This window comes from Microbispora sp. CA-135349, from assembly GCF_050947365.1.
Classification (GTDB): domain Bacteria; phylum Actinomycetota; class Actinomycetes; order Streptosporangiales; family Streptosporangiaceae; genus Microbispora.
Map to the genome: position 1 here is coordinate 3,641,843 of NZ_CP192001.1, position 13,949 is coordinate 3,655,791.

Annotated in this window: 9 protein-coding genes; 4 read left to right on the forward strand and 5 right to left on the reverse strand. The window is 68.8% G+C overall.

What is annotated here, in order from left to right; all coding sequences use genetic code 11:
• Positions 1-88: 88 nt before the first annotated feature.
• From ACQPZZ_RS17015 to ACQPZZ_RS17035, 5 genes are all read right to left on the reverse strand, one after another.
• Complete coding sequence (locus tag ACQPZZ_RS17015) at positions 89-2,443, reverse strand: ricin-type beta-trefoil lectin domain protein (RefSeq protein WP_432933142.1); 2,355 nt, start codon at positions 2,441-2,443, stop codon at positions 89-91.
• A gap of 192 nt (positions 2,444-2,635) precedes the next feature.
• Positions 2,636-5,500 carry a glycosyl hydrolase family 95 catalytic domain-containing protein gene (locus ACQPZZ_RS17020; protein WP_432933144.1) on the reverse strand — a complete coding sequence of 955 codons (2,865 nt, stop codon included), beginning with the start codon at positions 5,498-5,500 and terminating at the stop codon, positions 2,636-2,638.
• Between the two features lie 465 nt (positions 5,501-5,965).
• Positions 5,966-6,679 (reverse strand): FadR/GntR family transcriptional regulator, encoded by a 714-nt coding sequence (locus ACQPZZ_RS17025; protein ID WP_432933146.1) that lies wholly within the window; start codon positions 6,677-6,679, stop codon positions 5,966-5,968.
• A 181-nt stretch (positions 6,680-6,860) separates the two neighbouring features.
• Complete coding sequence (locus ACQPZZ_RS17030) at positions 6,861-8,222, reverse strand: lectin (RefSeq protein ID WP_432933148.1); 1,362 nt, start codon at positions 8,220-8,222, stop codon at positions 6,861-6,863.
• 495 nt (positions 8,223-8,717) lie between these two features.
• Positions 8,718-9,488: a FadR/GntR family transcriptional regulator gene (locus ACQPZZ_RS17035; protein ID WP_363642884.1), complete on the reverse strand. Its 771-nt coding sequence runs from the start codon at positions 9,486-9,488 to the stop codon at positions 8,718-8,720.
• A 138-nt stretch (positions 9,489-9,626) separates the two neighbouring features.
• Here ACQPZZ_RS17035 and ACQPZZ_RS17040 point away from each other — a divergent pair, with 138 nt between their 5' ends.
• From ACQPZZ_RS17040 to ACQPZZ_RS17055, 4 genes are read left to right on the forward strand one after another with little or no spacing between them, the layout of a single operon-like run.
• Positions 9,627-10,895: an ABC transporter substrate-binding protein gene (locus tag ACQPZZ_RS17040; RefSeq protein ID WP_432933151.1), complete on the forward strand. Its 1,269-nt coding sequence runs from the start codon at positions 9,627-9,629 to the stop codon at positions 10,893-10,895.
• 4 nt (positions 10,896-10,899) lie between these two features.
• A complete protein-coding gene (locus ACQPZZ_RS17045) occupies positions 10,900-11,874 on the forward strand; it encodes a carbohydrate ABC transporter permease (protein WP_363642880.1) in 975 nt (324 codons plus the stop codon).
• Positions 11,874-12,701 (forward strand): carbohydrate ABC transporter permease, encoded by an 828-nt coding sequence (locus tag ACQPZZ_RS17050; RefSeq protein ID WP_363642878.1) that lies wholly within the window; start codon positions 11,874-11,876, stop codon positions 12,699-12,701. Before ACQPZZ_RS17045 ends, ACQPZZ_RS17050 begins: the two co-directional genes overlap by 1 nt.
• A gap of 1 nt (position 12,702) precedes the next feature.
• On the forward strand, positions 12,703-13,929 hold the full coding sequence (locus ACQPZZ_RS17055) for a mandelate racemase/muconate lactonizing enzyme family protein (RefSeq protein WP_432933154.1): 1,227 nt from the start codon (positions 12,703-12,705) through the stop codon (positions 13,927-13,929).
• The last annotated feature ends 20 nt before the right edge of the window (positions 13,930-13,949 follow it).

A 13,949-nucleotide genomic window follows, 5' to 3' on the forward strand; every position in this document is an offset into this window, starting at 1 on the left:
GGGCCCGCGGACCGAGGCCGGTCCGCGGGCGTGTCACGAGTTCTCCTCCTCGTGATCGGAGGCCGCCGCGACGGGCGGCCGTGTCATGTCAGTTGCGGCTCCACTGCTGGTTGCTTCCGCCGTTGCAGGCCCACAGGATGATCTTCGTGCCGTTGGCGGTGCCGGCGCCGTTGGCGTCCAGGCACAGCCCGGACTGGGCACCGGTGACGGTGCCGTCGGCGTTGAGGTTCCACTGCTGCGCGGCCCCGCCGGAGCAGCCGTTGATGACGACCGCGGCGCCGTTGGTGGTGCCCGCTTCGAGGCACTTGTTGCCGTACACCTGGAGCTGCTTGCCGGAGGTGTAGGTGAACTGCTGGTTCGCGCCGCCGTTGCAGTCCCACAGCGCCACCTGGGTGCCGTTGGTCTGCGACTGGTTCGGCACGTCGACGCACCGGCCGCTGGCCAGGCCGCGCAGCACGGTGCCGTTGCCGCTGGGGCCTCCCTGGCCCGGCGTGATCGTGAGGTTGTCGAACTGGGCCGTTTCGGTGGTGCTGGTGCCCAGGCCGATCTCGCCCGCACCCCAGGTGCCGTCGGTGACCGAGGCCACCTGCGTCCCGTCGATGCTCGCGGTGATCGTGCCGCCGGAGAAGGCCAGGGCCAGGGTGTGCCAGCGGCCGGTGCCGAGCCCGGCGACGCTGCCGCTGCGGATCGTCGTCATGGCGTTGTCGACGTTGTTGCGGATGATCTGCCAGGCCCCGCCGTCGGTCACCCGCAGGTAGTAGGCGTTCAGTCCCTCGGGGCCGAAGGAGTGCTGGGCGCCCGCCCGGCCGATGAGCTCGACGTAGCCGCTCTGCTCCAGCATCGCGTCCGCCGAGACGGTGTAGTTGCTCCAGCTCAGGTCACCCAGCAGGGCGTACGGGTGGGAACCACCGGTCCACAGGATCGGCTGGCGCGGGGCCATCTGGCGCACGCACCGGCCGGACCGGCCGCCGCCGCAGCCCACGATCTCGAACGACCCCTGCATGTCCGAGAGGTACTTCGCCTCGCGGCCCACGGCGTAGGAGTCGAAGTCGTCGGAGTACGGCAGGGACATCGTGCCCCGGGCCGGGCTGGTCGCGGTGCCCTTGCCCTGGCCGGTCGTGGTCGTGATCGAGTACACGTACCCCGGCTGGACCGTCAGCGAGAAGGCGCCGTTGGACGGGGTGATGTCGCTGGAGTGGACGAAGTAGTCGGCGGAGTTCCCCGAGTTGAGGTTGGTCGCCCACACGTGCACCTGCCCGGTGGACAGCCCGCCGGTCACGGTGAAGTTGAGCGTCTGGGCGCCGGTGGCGTCCATCGTCTCGATGATCGTGCTGTAGTCGGAGCCGCTGGGCGACCTCAGCGACACGTAGCTGCCGTTGTTGCGGTTGCCGCCGATGTAGCCGCTGGAGGAGTCCAGGTACTTCCAGCCGGGAGCGGTGACCTGCGTGGTCTGCGCCATGACCCAGGCGCTCTTGCCGATGGCGTAGTAACCCGACCAGGGCTGCGGCGCGACCGCGACGCCCATCGTGGCGAAGGGCAGGTTCGGGGCGATGGCGGCGATGACCGGCCAGTTGATGTAGGCCGTCATCTTCCCGTCGATGTAGTCCCGGTTGATGCCCCGGGCCAGCGCCTTGGCCCCGTCGTTGTAGTCGTCGGAGCCGTTCTCACTGGCCCACAGCGCCTTGCCGGAGTTGATCGCGTTGGTGGAGCTGGGACAGTTCGTCTGGGGACCCCGGTAGCCGCAGACGTAGTGCGACCCGTACACGTCGACCGCGTTGCGGAAGGCGGCGTTGTTCACCGCGTCGTCGGCCATGCCCCAGCCGAAGTTGTCATCGGCGATGATCTTCACGTTGGTGAAGCCGCGGGAGTCGAGGGCCGAGTTCAGGTTGACGTACCAGCCCGTGTTGCGGCCCTTCTCGTTCCAGCCGCCCAGGTAGTCGATGGTCAGGTTGTGGCTGTTCTTGGCGCAGCCCAGCCAGTCGACCAGGTAGTTGATGGTGTCCTGAGACCAGAAGTTGCCGTTGCCGAGCCAGCCGGGGGCGCCCCAGGCGAGGCCCACCAGCTTGATGTTGGGGTTGCGGGCCTTGGCCTGTTCCATCAGCCACCACTCGTAACCGCGGTTGCAGTCGAGGTCGCCGGAGGTGTGCCGGTGGCTGGGCTCGGCGCCGTCGGTGGAGTTGGTGTCGCCGCCGATCTCGACCTTGAGGATCTGCATCGACGCGCCGTATCCGGGCTTGAACAGATAGTCGAGGATCTGGCTGCGCTGCGGCTCGGGGTAGTCGACCAGCAGGCGGCTGTTGCCCCCGCCGCCGCTGATCGCGCCGACACCGTCGAAGGTCCGGCCGCCCGAACCACCGTTGATCGTGATCGCGGTCGCCGCCTGCGCCGGGGAGAGGGCCATCAGGGACGTGGCGACCGACAGGAACGCGACCACGACACTCATGACGAGTCGCGCCGTGCTTGTTCTTCGACGGCTCATGGGGGTCCTTTCGGTGAGGGGGAGCACGTCTGGGGAAGCCGCGGAGTAGGTGTTCGATCGTGCACCCGGCCCGCCCCGGGCCCGGCGCCTCGCCGCGGCCGGGGGCCGGGCGCGGCGGGACGCGGGCGCGGGCCGGGCTGTGACAGCCGGCGGCCGTCACACGCCCGCGATGGTCCACTGGTTGTTGGTGTTGTTGTTCGGCGCCCACATGCCGACGGCGGAGCCGGCGCTGGTGTAGCCCATCCCGTCGAGGGCCGTTCCGGTGCCGCGGTTGATGATCTGGTAGCGGCCGTTGCCGAGATCGTTCAGGCGCCACTGCTGGTTGTTGCCGCCGTTCCAGGCCGACTGCCGGGCGTTGGCGCCGTTGGCGGTGTTGCCCCAGCTGTCGATGACCATGCCGTTGGTGCGGTTGACGATCCGGTACCAACCACCGCCCAGGTCGACCAGCTGCCACTGCAGGTTGGTGCTGCCGTCCCAGTTCCACTGCTTGAGGTTCGACCCCGACGCCACGTTGCCGCCGCTGTCCAGCACCAGCCCGGTGCTGGCGTTGACGATCCGCGAGTAGGTCGACGGAATCGGCGTCGGTGACGCCGACGGCGACGGCGACGGCGAGGAGGTGGTGCCGGAGCCGGTCAGGCGATAGGTGCGGCCGGCCTGGCCGGGCAGCGCGATGACGTCGGCCTCCGGCTTGGTGACGGTGACGGCGCCGCCGGTCTCGGCGTCGACCACCTGGTAGGTGCCGGTGAAGATCCGGCTGCGCACGTTGACGGTGCCGGTGCGGTCGAACTTGACGAGGATCTCGGTGATCGCGCCGGAGCTCCAGGTCGCGCCGACGGTGTAGCCGCCGCGTCCCCGCAGGCCCTGCACCTTGCCGGTCGGCCACGCCGAGGGCAGCGCGGGCAGCACGTGCAGCTCGCCGTTGTGGCTCTGCAGCAGCATCTCGGCGATGCCGGAGGTGGCGCCGAAGTTGCCGTCGATCTGGAACGGCGGGTGCAGGTCGAACATGTTCGGCGCGAGCCGGTCCGTCCTGATCAGGAGGCGGATCAGGTTGCGCGCGCGGTCGCCCTCCTCCATCCGCGCCCAGTAGTTGATCTTCCAGGCGAGGGACCAGCCGGTGCCGTCGTCGCCGCGCAGTTCGAGGGTCCGGCGGGCGGCGTTGTAGAGCGTGGGGGTGCCCCGCTTGGTGATCTGGTTGCTGGGGTGCAGGCCGTACAGGTGCGAGATGTGCCGGTGCTGCTGCTCGGTCTCCACCCAGTCGTACAGCCACTCCTGGATGTTGCCGCGCGAGCCGACCTTCATCGGAGGGAGCCGGTCCCTGGTGGCCAGGACCTGACTCCGGAAGCTCGCGTCCACGCCGAGGACCTCGCTCGCCTTGGCACAGCCGTTGAACAGGTCGCGCAGGATCTGGTTGTCCATGGTCGGACCGGCGCACACGCTGACGCCCGAGTGGTGGTTGAGCTCGGGGGAGTTCGACGGGTTCGTCACCAGATATCCCAGGCTCGGCTCCTGGACGAGCGTCTCCAGGAAGAACTGCGCCGCGCCCTTCATCGCCGGGTAGTACTGCCGGAGGAAGTCGACGTCGCCGGTGAAGAGGTAGTGGTCCCAGATCATGGTGGCCAGCCACGCGCCGCCGGTCTGCCACATGCCCGCCGACGCGAAGTCGACCACTGACGAGCCCCGCCATCCGTCGGTGTTGTGGTGGGTGACCCAGCCGCCCGCGTTGTACTCCACCCGGGCCGTACGGGCCCCGGTGACCGTGAGGTCGTTGATCATCCGGAACACCGGCTCGAAGCACTCCGGCAGGTTCGTCGTGTTGGCCGGCCAGTAGTTCATCGGCAGGTTGGCGTTGAGGGTGTATTTCGAGTCCCACGCGGGCGTCAGCGAGTCGTTCCAGATGCCCTGCAGGTTGGCCGGCTGGGTGCCCGGCCGTGAGGAGGAGATCAGCAGGTAGCGGCCGTACTGGAACAGCAGCACCGACAACTGCGGGTCGTTGGTGTTCGCGTGCTGCGCGATCCGCACGTCGGTCGGCTGGTCGGCCGCCGAGGTGCGGCCGAGGTCGAGCGTCGTGCGCCCGAACAGCCGCTGGTAGTCGGCGACGTGCCGGGCGCGCAGGTCGTCATAGGTCCTGTCGTCGGCGGCGTCGAGGTAGCGCCGCGCGATGCCCTGGTAGTCGCCGCCGGTGTCCTTGTAGTTCACGTAGCTGGAGCCGATGGAGATCAGCACGGTCACGCTGTTGGCGCCCCTCACCTGGAGGGTCCCGCCGGAGCTGCTGACCGTGCCGCCGTCGGCGACGGCACGGGCCAGCGCCAGGAACCTGACCTTGCCCGCCAGGCCCCGCTGGTCGCCGGAGACGCCGTCGAGTGCCACCGTCGTGCCGTCCGGGCTTGAGCGTGTGGTCCGCTGGGGACTGTCGAACGTCGCGGAGAACGTGATCGAGCCGCCCCTGTCGGCGGTGAGGCGGATGGCGATGACCTGGTCGGGCCCGCTCGCGAGCACCTCGCGCCGGTACCGCACGCCGTTCTGCAGGTACGACGTGGTCGTGGTGGCCGTGGTCAGGTCCAGGAACCGGTTGTACTCGGAAACCCCGCTGGCGCTGCCGAAGGTGAGCCGCAGGTTGCCGACGGTCTGGTATGACAGCTGGGCCGAGGGGTTGCCCAGCATGTTCTGGTCGATGAGGGTCTGGGCCTGGCCCCACTGGTTCTGGAAGACCGCCTGCCGGATCTGTCCCAGGGCCCCCGCGCCCTTCGGATTGCTCTGGTCGTACGGCCCGCCGGCCCAGATGGTGTCCTCGTTGAGCTGCAGCCGCTCGGTGTCGACGTTGCCGAACACCATGGCGCCCAAGCGGCCGTTGCCGATGGGGAGCGCGCGCAGCCACTCCGTGCCGGCGCTCGCGTCGTACCACAACGCCAGATCGTTCGCGGCGCGGACCTCGGGAGGCGCCACCGACGCTGCTCGCGCGGTCGCCGTCCACTGCATCGGCAGCAGCGCGGCTCCGGTGCCAACCGCGCCGAGCTTGAGCATTTGCCTTCGCGATAACTCGGACACTCGGTCCTCCAAGCGTGAGGGAGGGGGGATGCCTCGAATCGGTTCGACCACAACCACGGCATCAACGAGACGCAACGGGCATTTCGGTGTGACCTGTGACGAAGAGGCTTTGAGCGGGTGCCGGTAAGGCTACAAACATGTGATCAATGCAGTCAATGGGCGTGTCGAACTCCCCGAAAAAGCGGGAATTCTGGCCCGATTGCCCTTGAAAGGTGGGATCTATTTTTGGCGAGCTTGTTCCGTCGTATTCGTGGAATGCTCGCTGGTCCGAGCCTTGGGAAGCCGGGCCGGCGGCGTTGCCGTCCGGCCGTCACGGAAGGCGGAAGCCGTCGCGAGCCCCGGGGTCTTCATGAATCTTTCAGAGCGACCGCGCCGGCTGAGGGGATGTCCGCCGGCTTCGGGCCGTGCCGGGATCCGCTTCGGCGGCGGCCGGTGGTGTGGTCAGTGTTGGGGTTGTGTGGTGGTGTCGGTGAGGGTGTGGCCGAGGTTGTCGCGTAGCCAGGTTTCCGTGGTGCTGACGTGCATGAGGGCGGCGGCGTGGGCGAGTGGGGCGTCGTGGTGGGCGAGGGCGTGGTAGATGGCGGCGTGTTCGGCGATGGTGCGGCCGGCGGCGTTCGCTTCGGCGAGGCCGCGCCAGACGCGGGAGCGGAGGGTGCGGCCGGCGATGCCGCCGAGGAGGGCGGCCAGTGATTTGTTGCCGGTGGCGTCGAAGACGGCGCGGTGGAAGGCGTCGTCGTGGTGGTTGAGTGCTTCGACGTCGTTTTGGGCGTCGATCATGGCGTTGAGGTGGCGTTCGACTTCGGTGAGCTGGGCGGGGGTGATGCGGGTGGCGGCCAGTCCGGTGGCGACGGGTTCGAAGAGGCGGCGTACTTCGGTGATTTCGAGGAGGTCGTCGCCGCGCATCATTTCGACGGCGAGGCCGACTCCTTCGAGGAGGAGTGCGGGGGACAGGCTGGTGACGTAGGTGCCGTCGCCTCTGCGTACTTCGAGTACGCGGGTGGTGACCAGGGAGCGGACGGCTTCTCTGAGGAGGTTGCGGGACAGGCCGAGTTCGGCGGCGAGTTCCTGTTCGGGGGGGAGCCGGGCGCCCGGGGGGAGGGTCCCGTCCTTGATGAGCTGCCTGATGCGTTCGATCGCCTGCTCGGTCAACGACATGACATGAATTTTGGTACCTGGAGATGAGGATCCTCCACGCAGCCGTCACGCGGCCCCGCCGGTGCGGCGGTCGGAGCGCGTGAGCCGTCGCCGGGGCGATGAGCCGCCCCGGCGACGGCGATCGTCACAAGCTGCCGGACAGTGCCAGTCGGCGGTCGGACATGTCAGGCGGCGTCGGAGGTCAGACGCGGGTCCATTGCTGGTTGGTGCCGCCGTGGCAGGTCCAGATGTGCACCTTGGATCCGTTGGCGGTGCCGTTGTTGGACACATCCAGGCACTTGTTCGCGCCGACGGCGGTGATGCTGCCGTCGGAGTTGAGGCGCCACTTCTGGTTGTTCTGGCCGTTGCAGTCCCAGATGATCACGCTGGTGCCGTCGGCGGTGCCGGCGCCGTTCACGTCGAGGCACTTGTTGCCGTAGACGCGCAGCTCACCGGCGCTCGTGGAGGTCCACCGCTGGTTGGCCTGGCCGTTGCAGTCCCAGATCTGCACCTGCGCGCCGTTGTTCTGGGAGGCGCCGCTGACGTCCAGGCACCGGCCCGACCCCACACCCTTCAGCGCGCTCGTGCTCCCCGTGCCGCCCGTGGGGGAGGCCGTAGGAGACGGTGACGGGCTGCCGCCGCTCCCGAACTGCGTGAAGAAGCTCCACACCACCGGCCTGGTCCAGGAGTTCTCGCCGGGTTCGAGGTCGCCGGGCTTGCCGTCCACGGGACCGGGGGTGTGGCCCGCGTCGAACGCCGCCCACGCGACCGGATACCCGGCACGGCATCCCGAGTAGTAGGTGACGACGTGCGTCAGGCTGCCCTGCGCGGGCTCCGGCGGGTTCTGCGCGGTGCAGCCGTTGTTCCGCACGAACCTGTCGCGCAGCGACCGGCCCGTGGAGATGTTGAGCACCGGGTCCCTGAGGCCGTGCAGCCCGATGTAGGCGATGGGATCGTTGCCGCCGCTGCACCCGCTGAGCTGAGCGCCGGAGTAGACCGCCACCGCGCGGAAGACCGACGCCCGGGCACAGGCGAGCGCGTAGCTCATTCCGCCGCCGTAGCTGAAGCCCATGGCGAAGCGCTGGGAGGTGTCGACACAGAGGTCCGCCTCGATCCGCCGGATCATGTCGTCGACGAAGGTGATGTCCTCACCGCCGGAATTGGCCCAGCCGTTGTTGAAGCCCTGGGGCGCGACGAAGATCGTGCTGTTGTTGGACAACGCCCGCAGCCCGTAGTAGGACCAGGGATATCCGCTGGTTCCACCCGAGTCGACGTCGTTGGCGGTGCCGCCGTTCCAGTGGAACCCGAAGATCAATCGATAGGGGGTGGTGTTGTTGTAGTTGTCGGGAATTCTCAGGATGTAGCTGCGATTCTTCCCGCTGGTCGTGATCGACTGCGTCCCGCTTCTCAGCGTCGGGGTCTTGCCGCATCCCGCGGTGGCCGCGAGGGCGCTTTTCGCGGTGACAGACCTGGGCGCGGTGTCGCCCAGCGCCGCCTGCGCCGTGGACAGGAGGAGCAGTGCCGTAGTCGCGATAGCGGTGAAGAGGGACCGATGTCCCGGCATCACGCAAGCTCCCTTCTCATGAGGACACACGCAAATGGGGAAGCCGTTCTTCCGGCCTTTTGCGAAGGTGGAGGTGTCCGGCCGGTCGGCGTATCCGGTCTCTGACCCGGTAATTTCCGGTTCGCCTGCGCCGACGTCTTCTGCCGGTGGAACCCGCCGGACCGGCATTCATCGGCCGGTCGAGTCGCCGGGTGTTAGCGCTCACAACGCCGCCGTGATCGGTTCTCCTTTCTTTCGGACGGCTGCCGGGCGGCTTACTGGCGGCTGGAGGCGATAATGCAGCGGAGCAAATATGACGGCGGCGAGACCTGTCAAGGCTCTGCCTTCCGGGCGCCGGGGGGCCACGCCCGAGACGAGCCGGTCCTCCTGTCGTCTGGCCAGGGAAAGCGGCCGTCGTCACCGTTGACGGACCGCGATGAAACTTTCACCGTCCGCCGATCGAATCGTTTCCGGCATCCGGGCGGGCGATCGGCCCGGGATCTGAGGAGTGACCTCTTAACGCCGCAGCCGTACGGGGTCGGCCGGTCCGTTGCGGCGGACGATCCAGGCCTCGGTGATGTGATTGAACATCGCTTCGGCGGCGCCGTCGGGATCGTGGGCGGCGATGCGTTCGTAGATGCGGCGGTGGCCGAGGTTCGACGCCACGCACAGGGCCCGCTCGGTCCGGCCCGTGTATCTGGCGGTGTGGATGACCTGCTGCTCGAGCGCCCGTACGACGCCGCGTGCGATGCGGTTTCCCGACGCCTGCATGATCGTGTCGTGGAAGGCGCGGTCGCTGTCCGCGTAGGTGACGTGGTCGTCCACGAGCTCGTCCATCCGGTCCACCAGCGCGCGCAACCGCTCGACGGTGTCCGGGCCGGCCAGGCGGGCGGCGACGTTCGCCATGTCGGACTCCAGCACGCGCCGTGTGACGACGACGTCGTCGAGAATCGCCAGGCTCTCGTCCTCGGCGATGGTCGCCGCGAGGACGAGCTCGTCGAGCATGTCCCACATCGCCGGAGGGGTCACCATGGTGCCGGCGCCCTGGCGGACCTGCACCAGCCCCTTCTCCTGGAGGATCTTCACGGCTTCCCTGACGACGGTGCGGCTCACGGAGAAGGCTTCGCACAGCGCGGGCTCGGGGGGCAGTGACGTGCCCGGCGGGTGCACGCCGCGCACGATGCGTTCCACGAGCTCGGCCGTCACCGCCCGGGCGAGGCTGGCCGGGCGTCGTACCCAGGCCGGGGAGGCCGGGATACCGCCGGCCGTTTCCTGCGATGCCGTCATATCCCCCTCCGGTGGCCCTGGCACGAAACAGCGCCACCGCGTCAGTATAGGTGACGACTGTTGACGTAATACGTCATACGAGTTACGTTTCGCCGAAGACGGCCGGGCCCATTCGGCCGCTCCGGAGAGAGAGCAGCGATGAGACAGCAGCGGTTGTGGGCGGTCTTGACGGTCGCCGGACTGGCCGTCGCAGGCTGCGGAAGTGCGGCACGGACGCAGTCGTCGTCCGGTGGCTCGCACCAGAAGCTCGTGGTCTGGGACTGGAAGTCCGGCGAACCTGCCGCCGCCGACTACATAGAAAAGGCGAAGGCCGACTTCGCCACGCAGCATCCCGGGGTCACCGTCGAGTTCGTGGCCCAGCCGTTCGATCAGTACTACACACTGCTCGGCACGGCGATCCAGTCGGGCAAGGGGCCCGACGTGATGCTCTTCAACGGTGGCGGGCAGATCCGCGACCGGGTCGACGCGCTCCTTCCGCTGGACCAGTACGTGGCCGAGGACAAGAGCCGGTTGGCGGGCTGGGACGCGTTCACCAAGGACGGCAAGATCTACGCCGCGCCGGTGACCCTGCAGGGACACCCCATCTACTACAACAAGACGCTCTACGAGAAGGCCGGTCTCGACCCGGCGAACCCGCCGAAGACGTGGGACGAGCTCGTCGACGGCTGCGCGGCCATCAAGAAGGCGACCGGCGCCAAGTGCTTCGCGCTGGGCAACAAGGAAGGCGCCGGGATCCAGTTCTTCATGTCGGGTCTCGGATCCGGCATCCTGACGCCCCAGGAGTACGACGACTGGATCGCCGGCAAGCGTGACTGGACCTCTCCCCACGTGCGGCGGATCTTCGAGCTGTGGAAGGAGGCCCAGGACAAGGGGCTGAACACCGACGGAGCCAACTCCACCGCGATGTTCAGCGACATCTTCACCGTCTTCGAGACCGGCAAGGCCGCGAACATCATCGGGCTGATGTCGGACATCGGGCACTGGAAGGACTTCGGCGAGTTCCTGCCCGCCGACAAGATCGGCGTCATGCAGGCCCCCGTCGACACCGACGGCGCCACCCCGAGCCTGCCGTACGACGGCGGTATCGGCTACGCGGTCGCGAAGTGGACGAAGGACCCGAAGCTGGCCGCCGACCTGGTGCGATCCTTGACCTCGACCGGCGCGCTGACCGCGTTCTACTCCAAGGCCGGCGCGATCGCGTCCGACACGACGATCGACGTCTCGCAGGCCGGTCCGGCCGTCACCGCGATCGTGCAGGAGATCAAGACCGGCAAGCCCGCCCTGCACGTCGCGTTGTCCTCCAAGACCCTCGACCTGATGGGAAGGCTGTCCCAGCAGCTCCTCAGCGGGTCGACCACGGTGGACAAGGCGGTGGAGCAGCTGGCCGCCTCCGACCGGGCGGGCTGATCGCGTGCCGGTCAAAGATTCGCCGTCGCCGGTCCGCCCGGCCGGCTCCGGGCGGTCCGGCGCGGCGACGGCGAAGCGGCGGGGACGCGGCGGGGAGGCCCGCACGCCCACCCGCGGGGCGCTCGCCGAGCGCCTCGCGCCCTACGTCCTGGTGGCCCCGGCCGTACTGATCATCGTGGTGCTGCGGCTGTGGCCGCTCGTCCTGGGCGTCAACTTCTCCTTCACCGGTGACGGCGAGCTCAACGGGACCCCCGTCGGCCTCGGAAACTACCTGGAGCTGGCCGACGATCCGTTGTTCCGCACCGCGATGCGCAACGTCGGGCTGCTGGTGCTGCTGCTTCCCGTGGCGGTGGCGATTCCGGGCCTGCTCGCGACCTTCATCTATCTGCGCGTGCCGGGTCACCGGGTCTACCGCAGCGTCTACTTCTTCCCGGCCGTGCTCTCACCGGTGATCGTCGGCGCGATCTTCAACCTCATGCTCGGGTTCGACGGCCCGGTGAACGCCGCTCTCGGGGCGATCGGCGCCGGTCCGATCGACTGGCTCGGCGATCCGGGCATCGCCATGTTCACGGTCGTCGGCGTGCACATATGGGCGACGTTCGGGATGGCGCTGGTGGTGTTCCTCGCCGGGTTCAGCACCCTGGACGCCTCGTTGCTGGACGCCGCCCGCGTGGACGGCGCGTCCCTCGGCCGGATCATCTGGCATGTGATCATCCCGAGCCTGACGCGCACCATCCAGTTCGTCTTCGTGACCACGATGATCGGGATGCTGACGTCCATGTTCGGCCTGCTCTTCGTCATGACCAGCGGGGGCCCGGAGGGGTCGACCTACCTGCCGGAGTACTACATCTGGCACGAGCAGGGGCAGATGAACCGGCCGGCGCTCGCCTCGGCCGCCTCGACGGTCCTCTTCGTCGTCATGCTCGTGGTGGGGCTCCTGCAGATCGCTCTGCTCCGCCGCTCGGGAAGGCAGGACTGATGCCCGGCATGCGTGTGGCCAGGTGGGCGGCCGCCGTTCCGATGGCCGGTCTCGCGCTGGCGACGATCTATCCTCTCGTGTTCACCGCCAACGTCGCGATGAAGACCCGGCGCGACTACGTCCTCGACCGGTTCTCCCCGGCGGGCTCCCTGCGCTGGGACAACATCGCCGAGGCGTGGGCCGGAGCCGGGATGGCGCGATACTTCGCCAACTCCTTCATCGTCGTGGCCTCCGCCGTGGCCCTGCTGCTTCTGCTGGGGTCGATGGCCGGCTTCGCGCTGGCCCGGCTGCGGTTCCGCGGTTCTTCCATGATCTTCCTGGGCTGTCTCGCGGGGCTGTTCATCCCGTTCCAGGTGATCATGGTGCCGCTCACCGTGGTCATGGCCGACAGCGGCCTCGTCGACACCTACCCGGGACTGATCCTCGCCTACGTCGCGCAGTTCCTCCCGTTCACCGTCTTCCTGATGACGAGCCACTACAAGACCATTCCGGCGGAGATCGTCGACGCGGCCAGGATCGACGGCAACTCGGTGTACGGCGTGTACCGGCGCATCATGCTCCCGCTCGGCGTGCCGGCGCTGGTGTCGGTCGGCATCCTCGACACGCTGTTCTGCTGGAACGACGTGCTCATCTCTCTGCTGATGATGCCGTCGCCCGAGCATCGCACCCTCATGATCGGGGTCAACTCGCTGCGCGGACAGTACTCCGACGACATCCCCACCTTCGCCTCCGGGGTCCTGATCGCCGCGATACCCGTGCTGATGATTTATCTGTTCCTCCAGCGCCAGATCGCCGACGGCGTCACCGCCGGTTCCACGAAGGGCTGACATGCGGATCACGGGGTATCGCACGTTGACGACGGTCCAGGAATGGGGACGTCCCGTCGGTGACGCCAACGGCGTCTTCGCCGACGGAGTCGTCCCGGTGTCGATCGTCCTGGTGGACACCGATGAGGGGATCACCGGCGTCGGTCTCGGCCCGCAGGTGGAGATCGACGCCGTGTTCGCCGCGATCGAGGGCGAGGATCCGCGCGCCGTGACGGCGCTCTACGACCGCATGCTGCGGCAGACCTTCAAGGCGGGGCACGCGGGGGCCGTGTTCGGCACGATCGGCGCGCTCGACACCGCCCTGTGGGACATCAAGGCGCAGGCGGCCGGTGAACCGCTGTGGCGTCTGCTGGGCGGACGTGACCGGCGGGTCCCCGCCTACGCCTCGGGCCTCGACATCGGCCTGACCGACGAGGAACTCGTCTCGGCCTACCAGGTCTACGCCCGGTACGGGCTGCGCGCGGCCAAGATCAAGGGCGGCCTCGACATCGAGCACGACCGGCGCCGCCTGACGCTGGTACGCGACGTCCTGACCGAGGCCGGGCACGGATCGCGGCCGGGCCTCATGCTCGACGTGAACGAGGCCTGGACGCGAAAGCAGGCCGTCCGGCACGTCTGCGAGCTCGAGCGCTCCCTGGATCTCATCTGGATCGAGGAGCCGGTCCGGCGGTGGGACGCCGAGGGCCTGTCCACCGTCGGCCGTGGCGTCCGCGCCTCCGTCGCCACGGGGGAGAACCTCACCGGGCTCGAACAGTTCCGCCCGCTGCTGGCCGCGGGGGCCGTCGACGTCGTCCAGACGGCCGCGGTCTGGGGGGTGTCCCACTTCCTCCGGGTGTCCGCCCTGGCGCACGCCCACGACCTGCCGGTCAGCCCGATCGGCAACACGCCGGTCGGGCTGCTGCACGCCGCGACGTCGGTGCCGAACCACATGGCCAGCGAGTTGCAGGACCTGCACCCGCCGCTCGGGCTGTCACTCGACCTGTACGTCGAGGACGGCGCGTTCATCCTCGGGGACTCGCCGGGGCTCGGCATCACGATCGACGAGCACGCGATGAAGGGGGTCACCCGCCGGCCGGACGACGGGGCCGCGGCGGGCCCCGGCGTCCGGCCGGAACACGCCGGACGACGGCTGCTTTCCGTGGCCGGCCATGACCATCTCGCACAGCCGCACCAGCCCGCCCCTCGCACGCGGCCGGACGACGAGGTGACTGGCGCCGTCCGGCGCTGACCGTCCCTGCGCACGCAGTG

Coding starts and splice junctions, on each gene's coding strand:
- ACQPZZ_RS17015 (WP_432933142.1), bottom strand. CDS start 2,443: ATGAGTGTCGTGGTCGCGTTCCTGTCGGTCGCCACGTCCCTGATGGCC.
- ACQPZZ_RS17020 (WP_432933144.1), bottom strand. CDS start 5,500: ATGCTCAAGCTCGGCGCGGTTGGCACCGGAGCCGCGCTGCTGCCGATG.
- ACQPZZ_RS17025 (WP_432933146.1), bottom strand. CDS start 6,679: ATGTCGTTGACCGAGCAGGCGATCGAACGCATCAGGCAGCTCATCAAG.
- ACQPZZ_RS17030 (WP_432933148.1), bottom strand. CDS start 8,222: ATGCCGGGACATCGGTCCCTCTTCACCGCTATCGCGACTACGGCACTG.
- ACQPZZ_RS17035 (WP_363642884.1), bottom strand. CDS start 9,488: ATGACGGCATCGCAGGAAACGGCCGGCGGTATCCCGGCCTCCCCGGCC.
- ACQPZZ_RS17040 (WP_432933151.1), top strand. CDS start 9,627: ATGAGACAGCAGCGGTTGTGGGCGGTCTTGACGGTCGCCGGACTGGCC.
- ACQPZZ_RS17050 (WP_363642878.1), top strand. CDS start 11,874: ATGCCCGGCATGCGTGTGGCCAGGTGGGCGGCCGCCGTTCCGATGGCC.
- ACQPZZ_RS17055 (WP_432933154.1), top strand. CDS start 12,703: ATGCGGATCACGGGGTATCGCACGTTGACGACGGTCCAGGAATGGGGA.